We start from the raw sequence: 14531 nt of genomic DNA, 5'->3' as shown, positions 1-14531 counted from the left end.
GGTGCTTTTACTATCCCTCACGAGGTGAGCATGACGATTACCTGCCCCCATTGTGGTGTCAGCGGCCAGCTTGACGATTCAAAACGACCAGCCGGTGTAACCAGTATTAACTGCCCCCGTTGTAAACAAAGTTTTCCGCTCCCCCCACTGGAATCATCTGTTGTTCCACCAGCGGCTCCGGTGCCACCACCGTTGCCTGCTGCTGAGCCAGCCCCGCTCCGTCCCTGCCCGGCCTGTGGCGGAATTATCGAAGGCAGCGGCGGACTTTGCAACGCCTGCGAGGCAGCCCGTAGCCGTCAGTCAACAGCAGGCAATGGAGTCAATACCCTTCCTCCGCCTGTTCCTGCAGCTGAAGACAGAAGCTCCGCTACCTGTACAGTCTGCAAGGGACGTTTTGCCCAAAGTGAGATGGTCCGTTTTGGTGATAAACTGGTCTGTGCCTCCTGCAAGCCAACCTATGTGCAGATGCTTGCCATGGGGATGGGAAATACCAGCGACCTGCGCTATGCCGGTTTCTGGATCCGTTTCGGGGCAAAATTCATTGATGGCATTATCCTTTGGGTGGTGAATTTTGCCACCACTATGGCAACAACATTTCTGATCGCTTCAAACAACTCCCCCCAAATGGCAATTGTGGCAGCCATTATAAATGTTTGTATCCAGGTCGGGGTAGGTATTGCCTATAACATCTACTTTTTGAGTGGAAAATATCAGGCAACCCCCGGCAAGATGGCCTGTGGCCTGAAGGTGGTCACTGCTGAGGGCGACAAGATCAGCGCCAGCCGCGCGGTGGGACGTTATTTTGCCGAGATGCTCAGCGGCATGATCATGGGGATCGGCTATATTATGGCTGCCTTTGATGATGAAAAGCGTACTCTGCATGACCGGATCTGTAGCACCAGGGTGGTTCTTAAGTAATGACCGTTGGTGAATGTCCGCTTTTCCCCCTGTTGTGCAGCTCCTGTCGCACACCGTTACCGGCAGCGCTTTGCAACAGTGATGAACCAATCCTCTGTCGACACTGTTCAAAGCAACTGCAGGTTGAGCTGTTCCCGGCAATCCTGAAACCACTGCATGAAGGTGGCAGTGTCGGTCTACAGGTAACAGAGGGGGAGGCAAGCTGTTTTTATCACCCGGACAAACAGGCGATTAAAATCTGCAGCAGTTGCGGCCGATTTATCTGTAGTCTCTGTGAGATTGATCTGGCTGGACGTTGCCTCTGTCCGGTCTGCCTGGAACAGGGCCGCCAAAATGAACAGCTTTCTGAACTGGTCACCAAACGGACCCTGCACGACAGCATTGCCCTGAACACAGCCTTGTTGCCGCTCCTGATCTGGCCCGTAACCCTGATCACCGCGCCGATCGCCTTGTATCTGGCACTGACCGCCTGGCGTAAACCCACCAGCATTCTGCCCCGCACCAGAATTCGTATTGTTTTTGCGCTGCTGTTTTCAGTACTGCAAATAATTGCCTGGGCTGCGCTGGGTGTATTCCTGTTTCAAAAGTGGAGCTCATGACCAGCCCGGCCCAACCTGTCAAATACCGCCGTATAGCCCGTGGCACCATTGCCATGATCATGCGTTGTTCGCTCTGGCTGGGGGATGACCATCTCTTGTCAGTTAAATCCACCGGGTATACCGAAGAGTACGTGCGGATTTATCTGAAAGACCTGAAAGGGATAGTGTCACAGCGCACCAAGACCTGGATGATGCTTAACGTCCTGCTGGGGATTGTCGTAGGTCTGTGCGGGACCGGTATCCTGAGTACCAATGATATTTTTTCTCCAGGCAGTATTGCCCTTGGCTTTTTCTGCCTGCCGTTTTTCGTTGGATTGGTGCTTAATATGGTCAAAGGTCCCACCTGCAAGACCAACCTGCTGACGCCGTTGGGGCTGGTTGATATTCCAGCCCTGCAGCGTTCACGTAAAGTAAGCCGCCTGATTAAGGAACTGCGCCCTCTGGTCGCAGCCCAGCAGGGCAGTATGCTGCGCAGTGAACTACTGTCCCGCTATGACAACCATCGGGCAGGCGCCTCAACCGCACCACCACCAACCCCATGAGCAGTCTGAAGGTCCAGCGTTGCTTTAACCATGCAAACCGTGAGGCAGTGGCCCGCTGTGCCCAATGTGGCAACTTCTTTTGCCGCGAATGTGTGACGGAGCATGCCGGGCGAATGACCTGCGGCCGTTGTCTGGGGCAACCGGCCGATACTGCGCGCTCGCTCCGCTTTCGTTCAATTCTGCTGGGCGTTATACAACTTGGATTTGGTCTGATGATCCTCTGGTTCTGTTTTTTTATGGCTGGTCGCGGGCTGTTACTGATCCCTTCGGCACTCCATGAAGGCTCTGTCTGGAACCAGATTATGGGGGAGAAATGATCCGCACCCCCAAAAGCCGTGAAAAAGGGCTCGGAGCTATTGAACTGCTGGAACAGGCCACCGCTCTGTTGCGCCAGGCCCCTCTGGATACCCTTGCCCGTTATTACCTGGGCACGCTGCCGTTTATGCTGGTGCTGCTCTGGTTCTGGGCTGATATGAGCCGTAGTGCCGATGCGGATCAGCGGCTGGCTGGAGGGGCGCTGGCCCTGTCGATTCTGTTCATCTGGATGAAGGTCTGGCAAAGCCGTTTTAGCGGTCGGCTGCTGATGCAACTTGGAGGGGCTGCCGGGCTGCCTTCACTCACCGGCAGTATCATGGTACAGGGGGGCCTGCAGCCCTGGGGTTTTATCATCCTGCCGTTGGCCGGGCTGATTACTCTGCCGTTCGGCTGGTGCTATGCCTTTTTCCAGAATATCACCGTGCTGGGTGGACCGGACTGGCGCACCGTGCAACGCAAGGCACGCCAGCTGGCCCTGCTCTGGCCCGGCCAGAACCATCTGCTGCTGGCGCTGTTGTCCTTAATCTTTCTGGTTCTCTTTGCCAATATCGCCGTTGGTGTCTACTTCCTGCCCCGTCTGCTCAAGACCCTGTTCGGGATTGAGACCATCTTTACCCGCAGCAACCAGATGCTGCTCAACTCAACCTTCTGGGCTGCGATTGCAGTCATCACCCAGCTCTGCCTTGATCCGCTGGTCAAGGCCTGCTACGTGCTGCGCTGCCACTACGGAGAGTCTCTGTCCAGCGGCGCTGATCTGCGTGCCCAGATAAAGACGGTTTCAGGACGGGCAACCCTGCTGGTGCTTCTTCTCTCTTTCGGCCTTCTAACCTGTGTCTCTCTGCCTGCCCATGCTGATTCGCCGGTCGTTGAACCGCAACAACAGCTGCAGAAACGCGCAGCCCAGCTTGATCGGGCACTTGAGCAGGTGATCAAGGACCCGCGTTTTGCCTGGCGTCTGCCACGTGAACACCACCAGCTGGAAAAGAGGGAACTGCCCGGTTTCATGCAGTCCATTCTTACCTGGATTCAGGATACCGCCGGTACGGTGGGTGGCTGGATCGGCGATATCATTAAGTGGGTGTTTAAAAAACTGCCAAACCCTTCATTTTCCGGTGGGAAACATAATTGGGGCGGCAATTTTTCAGATATAGCACTGCTGCTGATGTATGTCCTGCTGGCGCTGCTGCTTTGTTTTGGCGCCATTTTTGCCTGGCGTCGGCTACGGCGTACTGCCCCGCCGGAGGCAGAGCTGTCGATGCACACCCTGCAGGTGACCCCGGATCTGCATGATGAATCAGTCATTGCCAGTGAGCTGACCGAAGATCGCTGGCTGGCCCTGGCTAAGGAGCTGCTGGGAAAAGGCGAGCTGCGTCTGGGGCTGCGGGCGTTGTACCTGGCCACTCTGGCTGCACTGGCCGATGCAAAGCTGGTGACCATTGCCCGCTGCAAGACCAATCACGATTACGAGCGGGAACTGCTCCGCTTCAGCCATGCCATGCCGAAGGTAAGTGAGGCATTCGCGTTGAACCTGCGAATCTTCGAAGCGGCCTGGTATGGTATGCACCTGCCGGATGACGAGGCGGTCCGCAGCTATCTGGATAACCACCGGAGGATCACCAGCGATGTCCGCACGCAGTAAACTGCTAATCTTCACCTTTTGTCTGTTACTGGTGCTGGCAGCTGTCTCCCTCTATCAGCTCTTTGCGTTGCGTTTTGAAGCCGGGGATATCTTTCCGCCAGGTTCGTCACTGCGCAGCGATCCCCAGGGAAGCATGGCGCTGTACCAGGCTCTGGAGCGCACCGGCGGGGTCAAGGTGCATCGCAATTACCGCTCCCTTGCCCGCCAGAAGGTTACCGCAAGCACGATCCTGCTGCTGGGCAATAGTCACCATGAGCTGGTTACCGGCGATAAAAAAGAGATTTCTGAGATAGAACAGCTGGTTGCGGCAGGTAATCGAGTGGTTGTTGCCTTCAATCCGGTCATCACAGCACCGGAGAGTGCAGCTGCACCGGAACCAAAATCTGGTGATGCAATGACATCAAAGGCCGTTAAAGCACCGGATACAGCATGGGGAATCAGCACAGTCTATCTTCCCATAGCAGAGGGTGTTCTTGACAAGACCCTGGTCAAGGCAACCCTGGTTGAGCCGGGATTGACTCTGCCGACAGAGATCCGCCTGTTGTCCCGCCTGACGCTGCAGCCGCCGCAAACCGGCTGGCGCACCATCTATGCCGTTGATGGAAAGGCGGTACTATTGGAGCGCAGTATCGGCAGCGGCAGCCTGGTGCTACTGTCGGACAGTTCTCTCTTCAGCAACGAGGCGCTCAAGGCTGATCGCCAGGCTGCGTTGCTGGTCTGGCTGATGGGGGAACAGACAAGGATTATCTTTGATGAATTCCATTTAGGGGTGAGTGAGCAGGGTGGCATCATGGCGCTGGCCCGCCGTTTTGGCCTGTTGCCGCTTATTGGAACCATGCTGCTGCTGGCAGGGCTGTATATCTGGCAGCAGTCAATCCCCCTGATTTCTGCTGCAGGCGCAGGTTCCAATGATCAGGCCATTGGGATGACCCGCGACAGTTTCAGTGGCCTGGTGAGCCTGCTGCAGCGGAACATTCCGGTCAATCAGCTGCTGAAGGTCTGCTGCCAGGAATGGCAAAAGAGCTTTAAACGTGAGTTGGAGCAGGATGCCAGATTGCGTAAAGAACTACACGATGCAATGACCGCGCAGGATGATCCGGTAACACGCTATCAACGTATAGCCCGGCTGCGTGCAGAGAGGACGAGACGATGAACCAGGGGTTGCAACAGTTGATCGCAGTGGTACAGGCGTTAAAGGGTGAGTTGGGTAAGGTGATCATCGGTCAGCATGAGGTGATTGACCGGGTGCTGGTGGCGCTTCTGACCGGGCAGCATGCCCTGATCGAAGGGGTGCCGGGGATCGGCAAGACCCTGCTGGTGCGCACCCTGGCCAAGGTGGTGGGCGGGCGTTTTTCCCGGATCCAGTTTACCCCGGACCTGATGCCCACCGATATCACCGGCTCCAACATCTTCAACATGAAGGAAAACGAGTTCGTGCTGAATCCCGGCCCGATCTTCTGCAACTTTCTGCTGGCCGATGAGATCAACCGTGCACCGTCCAAGACCCAGTCCGCTCTGCTGCAGGCCATGCAGGAGCGGCTGGTGACCATTGATCGCAAGAGCTATACCCTGCCTGCCAGTTTTACGGTCTTTGCCACCCAGAACCCGGTGGAGTTTGAAGGGACCTACCCCTTACCGGAGGCCCAGAAGGACCGCTTCATGCTGAAGATCACCATGCCGCCGCCCACCAGAGAGGAGGAGCTGGCCCTGGTGCGCCGTACCCTGGGCAACGATGCGCCTGAGACCGTGCTGGCCGGTGATGCCGTGCGCTGCGTAATCAATGCCGATGATCTGGTAACCCTGCGGCAGGCGTTGATGACGCTGGTGGTGCAGGATGAGATTGCTGCCTATGCCCTGGAGGTGGTGCGGGCCACCCGCAGCCACCAGGCCGTGCTGCTGGGTGGTGGTCCCCGTGCATCGCAGTCACTGATTCTGGCGGCCCGTGCTGCTGCTGCCGTGGCAGGCCGTGACTTCATAACGCCGGACGATATCAAGATGATGGCACTGCCGGTACTGGAGCATCGCCTGATTCTGCAGCCTGATTATGAGATTGAAGGACTGACCGCCGGTGAGGTGATCGGTTCGATCCTGCAGGAGGTCACCGTTCCCCGGTGATTATCCCCGCTCCGGGCATACTGCGGCTGATTGCCGCCACGCTGATACCGGCGGCACTGCTGTATGCGGTAACGCCACAGTTCCGACCATTGCTGGTCTTTGTGCCACCGCTACTGGGGATCGTGGTGCTGGCAGATCTGCTGGCCCTGTTCCGTCATCGCAACACGCTGATCGTTACCGCTCCAGCACGGCTGTCACTGATCTGTGGCCGCTCAGGCCAGTTGGGGATCACGATCCGGGCCGCCAATCAGGCCAACCTTGATCTGCAGGTGGGGTTGGGTCTGCCCTTCAGCTTTAGCTCACCTTTCCGGGAAACCAGACTGAAGCTGGCAACCGGAGGGGATGCGGTCTGTCTGGACTGGCCGCTGACCGGCAGCCAGCGGGGCAGATTTCAGGTGGCACAGTGCGCGCTGCGGATAGGTTCCCCCTTCCGGTTGTGGAAATTACAGAGCCGCCACGGCATCAGCACAGAACTACGGGTCTATCCCAATCTGCGGGCAGAACGCCGCCGTCTGGCTGCCCTGTTTCTGGAGCGTAATGACCGGCAACTGCAAGCCCAGCGTCAGCGTGGGCAAGGGCGGGAATTTGACCGTCTGCGCCAGTATCAGACCGGCGACAGTCTGGCTGATATCCACTGGAAGGCAACCGCCAAACGTCGCCAGCTGATTACCAAAGAGTATCAGATTGAGCGGACCCAAGAGGTCTACCTGCTGATCGACAGCTCCCGTCTCAGCGGTCGGCCGGTGCCGACTGCCGAAGGCGGCAGTGAGCCGTTTCTGGAGCAGGCGGTGCGTACCGCGCTGATTCTTGGTTCCGTGGCCCAACGTCAGGGTGATCTGTTCGGGGTGGCGGCCTTTGGCAGCCGGGTACAGGGCTTTGTGCGGGCCAAGACCGGCAAGACCCATTTTGGGCACTGCCGCGATCTGCTCTATACGGTGCAGCCCGGTGAAGACAACCCCTCCTTTGGTGAGCTGGCCACCTTTATGGCTGCCCGTCTGCGTCGCCGAGCCTTGCTGATTTTTATTGCACCGCTGGATGAACCGGCCCTGGCCGAGGAGTTTGTCCGGGCCATCCGGATCCTGTCCCGTCGTCATCTAATCTGTGTTGCCATGCCGCAACCACCCACAGCAGCTCCGCTGTTTAGCAGTACCGCTCTGGGTAGCAGCGATGAACTGTATCGCCATCTGGCCGGGCATCTGACCTGGCATCAGTTGCGGGAGCTGCAGCAGAAGCTCCGTCTGCAGGGGATCAGGCTGTTGCTGGTCAAGGATGAACGGCTGTCTGCTGATCTGGTCTCCCACTATCTGGATGTGAAACGGAAACAACTGCTATGATCATCGATCTGGAACGTTTTACGGCAACAGAAAAGCCGTTCTGGGATGAGCTGGAGCGGTTGCTCAAGCGGGTTGAAGATGACCCGGCCTGCAGGTTAGGGGTTGAGGGGGCTGCCCGCTTTCACTACCTCTACCAGCGGGCCAGTGCCGGACTGGCCCGTCTTGATGGTCTGGCTGCCCCGCTTGAATTCCGCCGCTATCTGGAAAGCCTGGTGGCCCGGGCCTATGGCGAGATTCACTCAGCCAGGGACAACGCCCATCGTCTGGTACCCCGCACCTGGCTGCTGGAGACCTTCCCTCAAACCTTCAGACGTTATATCCGCCAGTTCCAACTGGCCGTGCTGATTACCATTGTCGGCGCGGTCTTTGGCGCAGCCGTGCTGATGGTGGCGCCGGAAGAAAAGGGGATGCTGCTGCCCTTTGATCATCTGCACGGCTCGCCAACTGAGCGGGTTGCCAAAGAAGAGCAGGAGGCGGGCAAGCGGCTGGCCGGACACAAGGCTACCTTCTCCAGCAGCCTGATGACCCACAACACCCAGGTTTCCATCGCCTGCATGGCCACCGGTATGACCTGGGGGGTGGGGACCATCATCCTGCTGTTCTACAACGGCGTGATCCTGGGGGCGGTGGTGCTGGATTATCTGGCCGCTGGCCAGGGTGTCTTCCTGGCTGGCTGGCTGCTGCCCCATGGGGTGATTGAGATCCCGGCCATCCTGATCGCCGGGCAGGCCGGTCTGGTGCTGGCAACAACTCTGATCGGCAAGGGCAGCGGCCTGACCCTGGTGGCCCGTATGCGGCTGGTCTGGGCAGACCTGACCACCCTGATCGGCGGGGTGGCGCTGATGCTGGTCTGGGCCGGTATTGTGGAGGCATTCTTCTCCCAGTACCATGAGCCGGTGCTGCCTTACAGTGTCAAGATCGCCTTTGGCGTGGTTGAATTGTGCCTGCTGGTACTGTTTCTGGGCCGTTCAGGCCGGGGCGGGAAGGTGGCCAAACGTGGCTGAGCAGACCACTACCCTACAGATCCGCACACCGGAGGGGATCCGCTTCTCCCTGCTTTTGGCCGGTCCCACCAGTCGTCTGCTGGCGCTGCTGGTGGATTTTGCCTGCATCAGTGTGGCCTCAACCACCATCAGCACAGTTTTAAGGCTGTTTACGCTGATCAGTCAGGATATCTTTATGGCCCTGACGATTCTGTCCGGCTTTGTGATCTCCATCGGCTACGGCATCGGCTGCGAATGGTACTGGCAGGGGCAGACCGTGGGCAAGCGTCTGCTGCATCTGCGGGTTATGGATGAGCAGGGCCTGAAGCTGCAGTTCAGTCAGGTGGTGATCAGAAATCTGCTGCGGATCGTTGATTCGCTGCCCGCGCTCTATCTGGTGGGGGGGATTGCCAGTCTGATCAGCCGTAAATGCCAGCGCCTGGGCGATCTGGCTGCCGGAACGATCGTGATCCGCACCCCCAAGGTGCAACTGCCTGATCTGGAACAGCTTGGCACAGAGAAGTTTAACTCACTGGCAGCCTATCCCCAGCTGGTGGCTCGTCTGCGGCAGAAGGTCAGCCGGGAAGAAGGGGCCATTGCCCTGCGGGCGTTGATCCGGCGGGAAGAGCTTGACCCAACTGCCCGACTGGAACTGTTCCGTGAACTGGCGGTCATGTTCCGCAGCCAGGTGGCTTTTCCGGCAGAGGCGGTGGACGGGGTATCGGATGAGCGCTATGTGCGTAATGTGGTGGAACTGCTGTTTGAGCAGCGCGGGCGGTAATTGACAGCATACGGTGATAAGGCCTATGCTGTCGCTATTACACGATGAAGGATATCTGTTATGTCATCCGCAATCATAGAGATCAACCAGGGCGATATCACCACATTAACGGTTGATGCCATTGTTAATGCTGCCAACAACACCCTGCTGGGTGGTGGCGGTGTGGATGGTGCCATCCACAAGGCTGCCGGTCCAAAGCTGGTGGAGGAGTGCTCCACATTGGGGGGCTGCCCCACCGGCGAGGCCCGCATTACCAAAGCGTATAACCTGCCAGCCCGCTATGTGATCCATACCGTGGGGCCGGTCTGGACTGACGGGACAAAGGGAGAACCGGAACTGTTGGTGGCATCGTATCGGAACTGCTTTGAACAGGCCCGTCAGCACTCCATCCGCAGCATCGCCTTTCCGGCCATCAGTTGTGGTGTATTTGGCTATCCGATGAAGCTGGGCGCTGCTATTGCCCTGCAGGAGTCACTTCTGGCCGCCCGATCAGGTGATTTTGACCGAATTATCCTGATCCAGTACAGCTTACCTGCTCTTGAATGCTTTCAAACCGTTGCCCGGCAACTGGCTATTCCCTTTCAGCCATGAACAATTTTCTTCAGGCATTACGCATCGCCCTGCGGGCCCTGCGGATCAACAAGATGCGTTCCTTCCTGACCATGCTGGGGATCATCATCGGCATTGCAGCGGTTATTGCCATGATGGCGGTCGGCTCCGGTGCCAGCTATGTGATCTCCCAGCAGATCGCCAGTATCGGCAGCAATATCCTGCTGGTGATTCCGGGATCAACCACCAGCAGCGGTATCCGTACCGGCAGTGGTGGCGTACAGACCCTTACCTATGATGACAGCCGGGCCATCCAGCACGAGTGTCCCTCTGTTGAAATGGCTTCCGGTACTGTGCGTGGATCAGGTCAGGTGGTTTATGGTAACCAGAACTGGTCTACCCTTTTAATGGGGGCAACGCCTGAACTTTTTGCCATCCGCGAATGGTCGGTGGTGCTTGGGCGTACTATTACCACCTCTGATGTTGATGGTGCTGCCAAGGTCTGCATCCTGGGCCAAACTGTAGCGCAAACGTTATTTGGCGCCGAGGATCCGGTTGGCAAGATGGTCAGGATTAAAAAAGTGCCCTTTACCGTGGTTGGCATTCTGGAACGAAAGGGACAATCACCGCAAGGTACGGACCAGGATGATGTGATATTCATCCCCTTACGGACAGCCCAGCGGAAATTGATGGGAAGTCAGTTTCCCAACACGGTCGGGGCAATTCTTGTGAAGGCCAAAAGTGAGGAGCTGCTACCCAAGGCAGAAGAAGAGATCAGGGAGCTGTTGAACCAGCGCCACAGGATCAGCAATGTCAAGGAGGCTGATTTTACAATACGTAACCTTTCTGAAATTTTGGCAGTGGCCGAGCAGTCCTCCAAAGCGATGTCACTGCTGCTGGGGGCGGTGGCCTCCATCTCCCTGATTGTGGGGGGGATCGGCATTATGAACATTATGCTGGTTTCAGTCACTGAACGGACCCGCGAGATCGGGATCAGGATGGCGATCGGCGCTAAAAAGAACGATATATTGCTGCAGTTTTTAACTGAGGCGGTGCTTTTAACCGTTATGGGTGGCCTGATCGGTATCGCCCTTGGTGCAGGCGGCGCCACGGTGGTATCCAGCCTTCTTTCCTGGCCAACCCTGATTTCACCCCTTTCCATTACGGTTGCCGTGCTGTTTTCCGGCGCGGTGGGGATCTTTTTTGGCTTCTATCCGGCCCGTAAAGCAGCCGGTCTGAACCCGATTGAGGCGTTACGTTATGAGTGATGACAAACCACGTATCATGCTGGTGGAAGATGAACTGCATCTGGCGCGGGGGATCTGTTTTAACCTGGAGCTTGATGGCTATGCGGTCAGCCACTTTGAACGGGGCGAGACTGCGCTGGAGGCGTTGCGGGTGGAACGCTGCAATCTGATTATTCTTGATGTGATGCTGCCCGGCATGGATGGCTTTCAGATCTGCAAGCTGATGCGGGAACTGGATTCCCGTGTGCCGATCCTGATGCTGACCGCCCGCTCTGAAGATGTGGACCGGGTCAGCGGGCTGGAGTCCGGGGCTGACGATTATCTGACCAAGCCGTTTAACCTGGCGGAATTCCTGCTGCGGGTAAAGGGGATGCTGCGTCGTTCCTCATGGTATCGTCCTGATCCGGTGGAGGAGGGCTACCAGTTTGGTGTCAACGAGGTCTATCTGCTCTCCTACCGGGCTAAGACCGCCCAGGGCGAGATCGACCTGACCGAGATGGAGGTGCGGGTGCTGGCACTCTTCTTTCAGCGGGAAGGTCAGGTGATCCCCCGTGGCGAGCTGCTGGAATCGGTCTGGGGCTACAGTTCTGACACCGAGACCCGTACCCTGGATAACTTCATCGTGCGGCTGCGTAAGTATTTTGAGCCTGACCCCTCCCGGCCAACCCACTTCCTGACCGTGCGCGGGGTGGGCTACCGCTTCTCCCGCCAAGGGGAGTAGGGTATGTCACAGCGCCGTCCACAGTCTCGCAAACTCCCCTCTGCCCAAGAACTCAGCCAACTGGTGGGACGCCTCAAGTCGGACAGTAAACCCGCCAATGCCAACTACCGCGAACAATCCCTCAAGATCCATGGCTGGATCTGCGCCAAGTGTGGCCGTGAATTTGAACGGGAAAACCTGCAACTGCTGACGGTTCACCACAAAGACGGAAATCATCACAACAATCCGCCCAATGGCTCAAACTGGGAAAACCTCTGTGTCTACTGCCATGATGATGAACATAGCCGCCTGATCCTGGCGGAGTATCTGAACGGAACCAAACCATGAAACACCTGATCCTCGGCACTGCCGGACATATTGACCATGGCAAGACCTCGCTGGTAAAGGCGCTGACCGGTACCGACACCGACCGGCTCAAGGAAGAGAAGGCCCGTGGTATTACCATTGAGCTGGGCTTTGCCCACCTGCAACTGCCGGGCGGGATCGAGTTTGGTGTGGTGGATGTGCCGGGTCACGAGAAGTTCGTCCGTGCCATGGTGGCCGGTGTGGCCGGTATGGATCTGGTGATGCTGGTGATTGCGGCTGATGAGGGGATTATGCCCCAGACCCGCGAACATCTTGATATCCTGCGGCTTTTGGGTGTCCACACCGGTCTGGTGGCCCTGACCAAGCAGGATATGGTGGAGCCGGACTGGCTACCGCTGGTGCAGGAGGAGGTGCGGGAGTTTGTGGCAGGTACCTTTTTGGAGGCTGCCCCGATTATTCCGGTCTCCTCCAAGACGGGGGCTGGTCTGGAGGAGTTGAAGGCAGAGCTGGCGCGTCTGGCTGAAGGGGCAGCGGAAAAGAAGCGGGATGGCGCCTTTCGACTGCCGGTGGACCGGGTCTTTACCGTAGCCGGTTTTGGTACGGTGGTAACCGGCACCCTGCTGGCCGGAGAGATCAAGATCGGTGACGAGTTTGAGCTGCTGCCTGTGGGCCATGCCGGACGGGTGCGGGGTATTCAGGCCCACGGCGCAAAGACCGAGCTCGGTCAGGCTGGTCAGCGGCTGGCGGTCAACCTGCAGGGGGTTGATCTGGACCAGGCCCATCGTGGTGATGTGGTGGTCCCGGCCGGGATCTTCCGTACCAGCCGCCGGGTGGATGTGCGGCTGGACCATCTGGCCTCGGCAAGCCGTGACCTGAAGCATCGTACAACGGTTCGGTTTCATAGCGGAACCTCTGAGGTCACCGCCCAGATCATCCTGCTGGAACATGATGCCCTGCTGCCGGGCCAGAGCGGGTATGCCCAGTTGAGGCTGGATCAACCGCTGCTGCTGGTTTCCGGTGACCCGTACCTGATCCGGGCCACTTCGCCCTCGGTTACCATTGGCGGTGGCATCGTGCTTGATCCGTTTCCTCCGGCCAGACGGCGACGCAGCGAAGATGCCCTGCGGTTGCTGGTGTCGCTGGATGCAGCAGAACATCAGCGGACCTGCGGCCTGATTGTTGCCCAGGCACTGCTTTCCGGTGTCTCATTTGATGAGATTGTGCTTCGTTCCGGTATTGCCCGCAAGCAGGCAGAGACCGCCTTGCAGGCGCTGCTTGCGGCAGGCGAGATTATACAGATGACCCGTGAGCCGCGCATCTTTCTGTCCAGGTCTGCTGTAGCCAGTCTGAAGCAGCTGTTGCTGGATGAGCTGTCGGCCTATCTTGCGGCCAATCCGCTTAAAGATGGCATCGGCAAGGAAGAGTTGAAGACCCGCATCCCGAGGCGCAGTGACCAGCGCTTCTTTGCCCCGCTGCTGGCAGAGCTGGAAAAGGAAGGTACGCTGGCTGCTGATCGGGAGTTGGTCCGGCCAATTGGGATAAAAAAACAGACGGTTGCGCACTCTTCAGGGCTTGGCGCCAGAATTTGCACTCTGCTGGCAGAGCGGGGGATTGAGCCGCCCACCATCAAGGAACTGGCCGACGCACTGCGTTGTACAGAAAAAGAGGTGCGGGATCACTTGGCAGTCGTGGTTCGTGAGGGTTTAGCGGCACGGGTTTCTGGAGATATCTTCTATGATGCCAGGGCGTTGGATGGTATTCGTGATCAGTTGATCGACCATCTCAAGGCAAAGGGAGAAATTATTCCTGCCGAGTTTCGTGAACTGACCGGGCTTTCACGCAAGTTTATGATTCCGCTGCTTGAATTTTTTGATAATGAAAAGCTGACCATTCGTGTTGGTGACAAGCGTATTTTAAGAAAACGGTAGCCTGACTTGCATTTTCTTGCATCTGCGATACTCTCTACACACGATATCTTACACGGAGGTGGTGCATGACTATGCGGGTGCTGTTTGCCGGGGGGCTTATTATCGCTTTACTGGTCTCAGCCGGGTGCGGCAAGAGCAAGGAAAACTATGAAAAGAGCTTTAAAGAGGGCTTTTTAAAGAGTTTTGTTACTTCATGTTCGGAAGGCGCAACCAAGGCTTCCAGCTCAGTAAAAGCGGAACAGGCCAAGTCCATGTGTGAGTGCATGGGTAAATATATGGTGGATAAATACTCAGCAGTTGAGCTGACAAAGATGTCAGCCAATCCTGACTCTCCAGAAATGGGCAAGATTTTTCAAGAAGCCGCTGCTTCCTGCAAATAATAGGGGGTGTATTCTTCCTGGTACCATTTGGGGCGTCACGTGCGCCCCTTTTGTTTTTGGGTGCAATTAAAAGGCTTGAGAATTTAGCTTAAATCGTATAAGTTTTATAAGTTATTGATTATACTAATAATAAAAAAGGCTCACGTGACTCCCCAAATATTACCAGGAAGAATA

General features: G+C 57.2%; 16 protein-coding genes. All 16 read left to right on the top strand.

What is annotated here, in order from left to right; all coding sequences use genetic code 11:
• Nucleotides 1-30: 30 nt before the first annotated feature.
• The 16 genes from OEL57_RS00335 to OEL57_RS00260 all read left to right on the top strand — a co-directional run bounded on the left by OEL57_RS00335 (nucleotide 31) and on the right by OEL57_RS00260 (nucleotide 14357).
• The gene (locus tag OEL57_RS00335) at nucleotides 31-918 is read left to right on the top strand and encodes an RDD family protein (protein ID WP_300735729.1); all 888 of its coding nucleotides are present in this window, start codon (nucleotides 31-33) and stop codon (nucleotides 916-918) included.
• Nucleotides 918-1517, top strand: coding sequence for a hypothetical protein (locus OEL57_RS00330; RefSeq protein ID WP_300735728.1), 600 nt, complete (start codon nucleotides 918-920; stop codon nucleotides 1515-1517). Before OEL57_RS00335 ends, OEL57_RS00330 begins: the two co-directional genes overlap by 1 nt.
• A complete protein-coding gene (locus OEL57_RS00325; protein WP_300735727.1) occupies nucleotides 1514-2059 on the top strand; it encodes a hypothetical protein in 546 nt (181 codons plus the stop codon). The genes OEL57_RS00330 and OEL57_RS00325 overlap by 4 nt, the downstream gene beginning before the upstream one ends.
• Nucleotides 2056-2376 (top strand): hypothetical protein, encoded by a 321-nt coding sequence (locus tag OEL57_RS00320; protein WP_300735726.1) that lies wholly within the window; start codon nucleotides 2056-2058, stop codon nucleotides 2374-2376. The genes OEL57_RS00325 and OEL57_RS00320 overlap by 4 nt, the downstream gene beginning before the upstream one ends.
• Complete coding sequence (locus OEL57_RS00315; RefSeq protein ID WP_300735725.1) at nucleotides 2373-4013, top strand: DUF4129 domain-containing protein; 1641 nt, start codon at nucleotides 2373-2375, stop codon at nucleotides 4011-4013. Before OEL57_RS00320 ends, OEL57_RS00315 begins: the two co-directional genes overlap by 4 nt.
• On the top strand, nucleotides 3997-5166 hold the full coding sequence (locus OEL57_RS00310; protein WP_300735724.1) for a DUF4350 domain-containing protein: 1170 nt from the start codon (nucleotides 3997-3999) through the stop codon (nucleotides 5164-5166). The genes OEL57_RS00315 and OEL57_RS00310 overlap by 17 nt, the downstream gene beginning before the upstream one ends.
• Nucleotides 5163-6128 (top strand): AAA family ATPase, encoded by a 966-nt coding sequence (locus OEL57_RS00305; protein WP_300735723.1) that lies wholly within the window; start codon nucleotides 5163-5165, stop codon nucleotides 6126-6128. Before OEL57_RS00310 ends, OEL57_RS00305 begins: the two co-directional genes overlap by 4 nt.
• Nucleotides 6125-7462, top strand: coding sequence for a DUF58 domain-containing protein (locus tag OEL57_RS00300; protein WP_300735722.1), 1338 nt, complete (start codon nucleotides 6125-6127; stop codon nucleotides 7460-7462). The genes OEL57_RS00305 and OEL57_RS00300 overlap by 4 nt, the downstream gene beginning before the upstream one ends.
• Nucleotides 7459-8466: a stage II sporulation protein M gene (locus OEL57_RS00295; RefSeq protein ID WP_300735721.1), complete on the top strand. Its 1008-nt coding sequence runs from the start codon at nucleotides 7459-7461 to the stop codon at nucleotides 8464-8466. The genes OEL57_RS00300 and OEL57_RS00295 overlap by 4 nt, the downstream gene beginning before the upstream one ends.
• Nucleotides 8459-9226 carry an RDD family protein gene (locus tag OEL57_RS00290; RefSeq protein WP_300735720.1) on the top strand — a complete coding sequence of 256 codons (768 nt, stop codon included), beginning with the start codon at nucleotides 8459-8461 and terminating at the stop codon, nucleotides 9224-9226. The genes OEL57_RS00295 and OEL57_RS00290 overlap by 8 nt, the downstream gene beginning before the upstream one ends.
• Before the next feature lie 60 nt (nucleotides 9227-9286).
• Nucleotides 9287-9817 (top strand): O-acetyl-ADP-ribose deacetylase, encoded by a 531-nt coding sequence (locus tag OEL57_RS00285; protein ID WP_300735719.1) that lies wholly within the window; start codon nucleotides 9287-9289, stop codon nucleotides 9815-9817.
• Nucleotides 9814-11043 (top strand): ABC transporter permease, encoded by a 1230-nt coding sequence (locus OEL57_RS00280; RefSeq protein ID WP_300735718.1) that lies wholly within the window; start codon nucleotides 9814-9816, stop codon nucleotides 11041-11043. The genes OEL57_RS00285 and OEL57_RS00280 overlap by 4 nt, the downstream gene beginning before the upstream one ends.
• Nucleotides 11036-11743, top strand: a complete 708-nt coding sequence (locus OEL57_RS00275; RefSeq protein ID WP_300735717.1) for a response regulator transcription factor — start codon at nucleotides 11036-11038, stop codon at nucleotides 11741-11743. The genes OEL57_RS00280 and OEL57_RS00275 overlap by 8 nt, the downstream gene beginning before the upstream one ends.
• Before the next feature lie 3 nt (nucleotides 11744-11746).
• Nucleotides 11747-12070 carry a YajD family HNH nuclease gene (locus tag OEL57_RS00270; RefSeq protein WP_300735716.1) on the top strand — a complete coding sequence of 108 codons (324 nt, stop codon included), beginning with the start codon at nucleotides 11747-11749 and terminating at the stop codon, nucleotides 12068-12070.
• Nucleotides 12067-13977, top strand: coding sequence for a selenocysteine-specific translation elongation factor (gene selB, locus OEL57_RS00265; RefSeq protein ID WP_300735715.1), 1911 nt, complete (start codon nucleotides 12067-12069; stop codon nucleotides 13975-13977). Before OEL57_RS00270 ends, selB begins: the two co-directional genes overlap by 4 nt.
• 71 nt (nucleotides 13978-14048) lie before the next feature.
• Entirely contained in the window at nucleotides 14049-14357 is a 309-nt protein-coding gene (locus OEL57_RS00260) for a hypothetical protein (protein ID WP_300735714.1), read from the top strand.
• Nucleotides 14358-14531 lie beyond the last annotated feature (174 nt).

This window comes from Trichlorobacter sp. (assembly GCF_030247655.1).
In the GTDB taxonomy this organism is placed as follows: domain Bacteria; phylum Desulfobacterota; class Desulfuromonadia; order Geobacterales; family Pseudopelobacteraceae; genus Trichlorobacter.
Note: the sequence above shows the minus strand (reverse complement) of the source record. Positions and strands in the feature narration are given on the sequence as shown.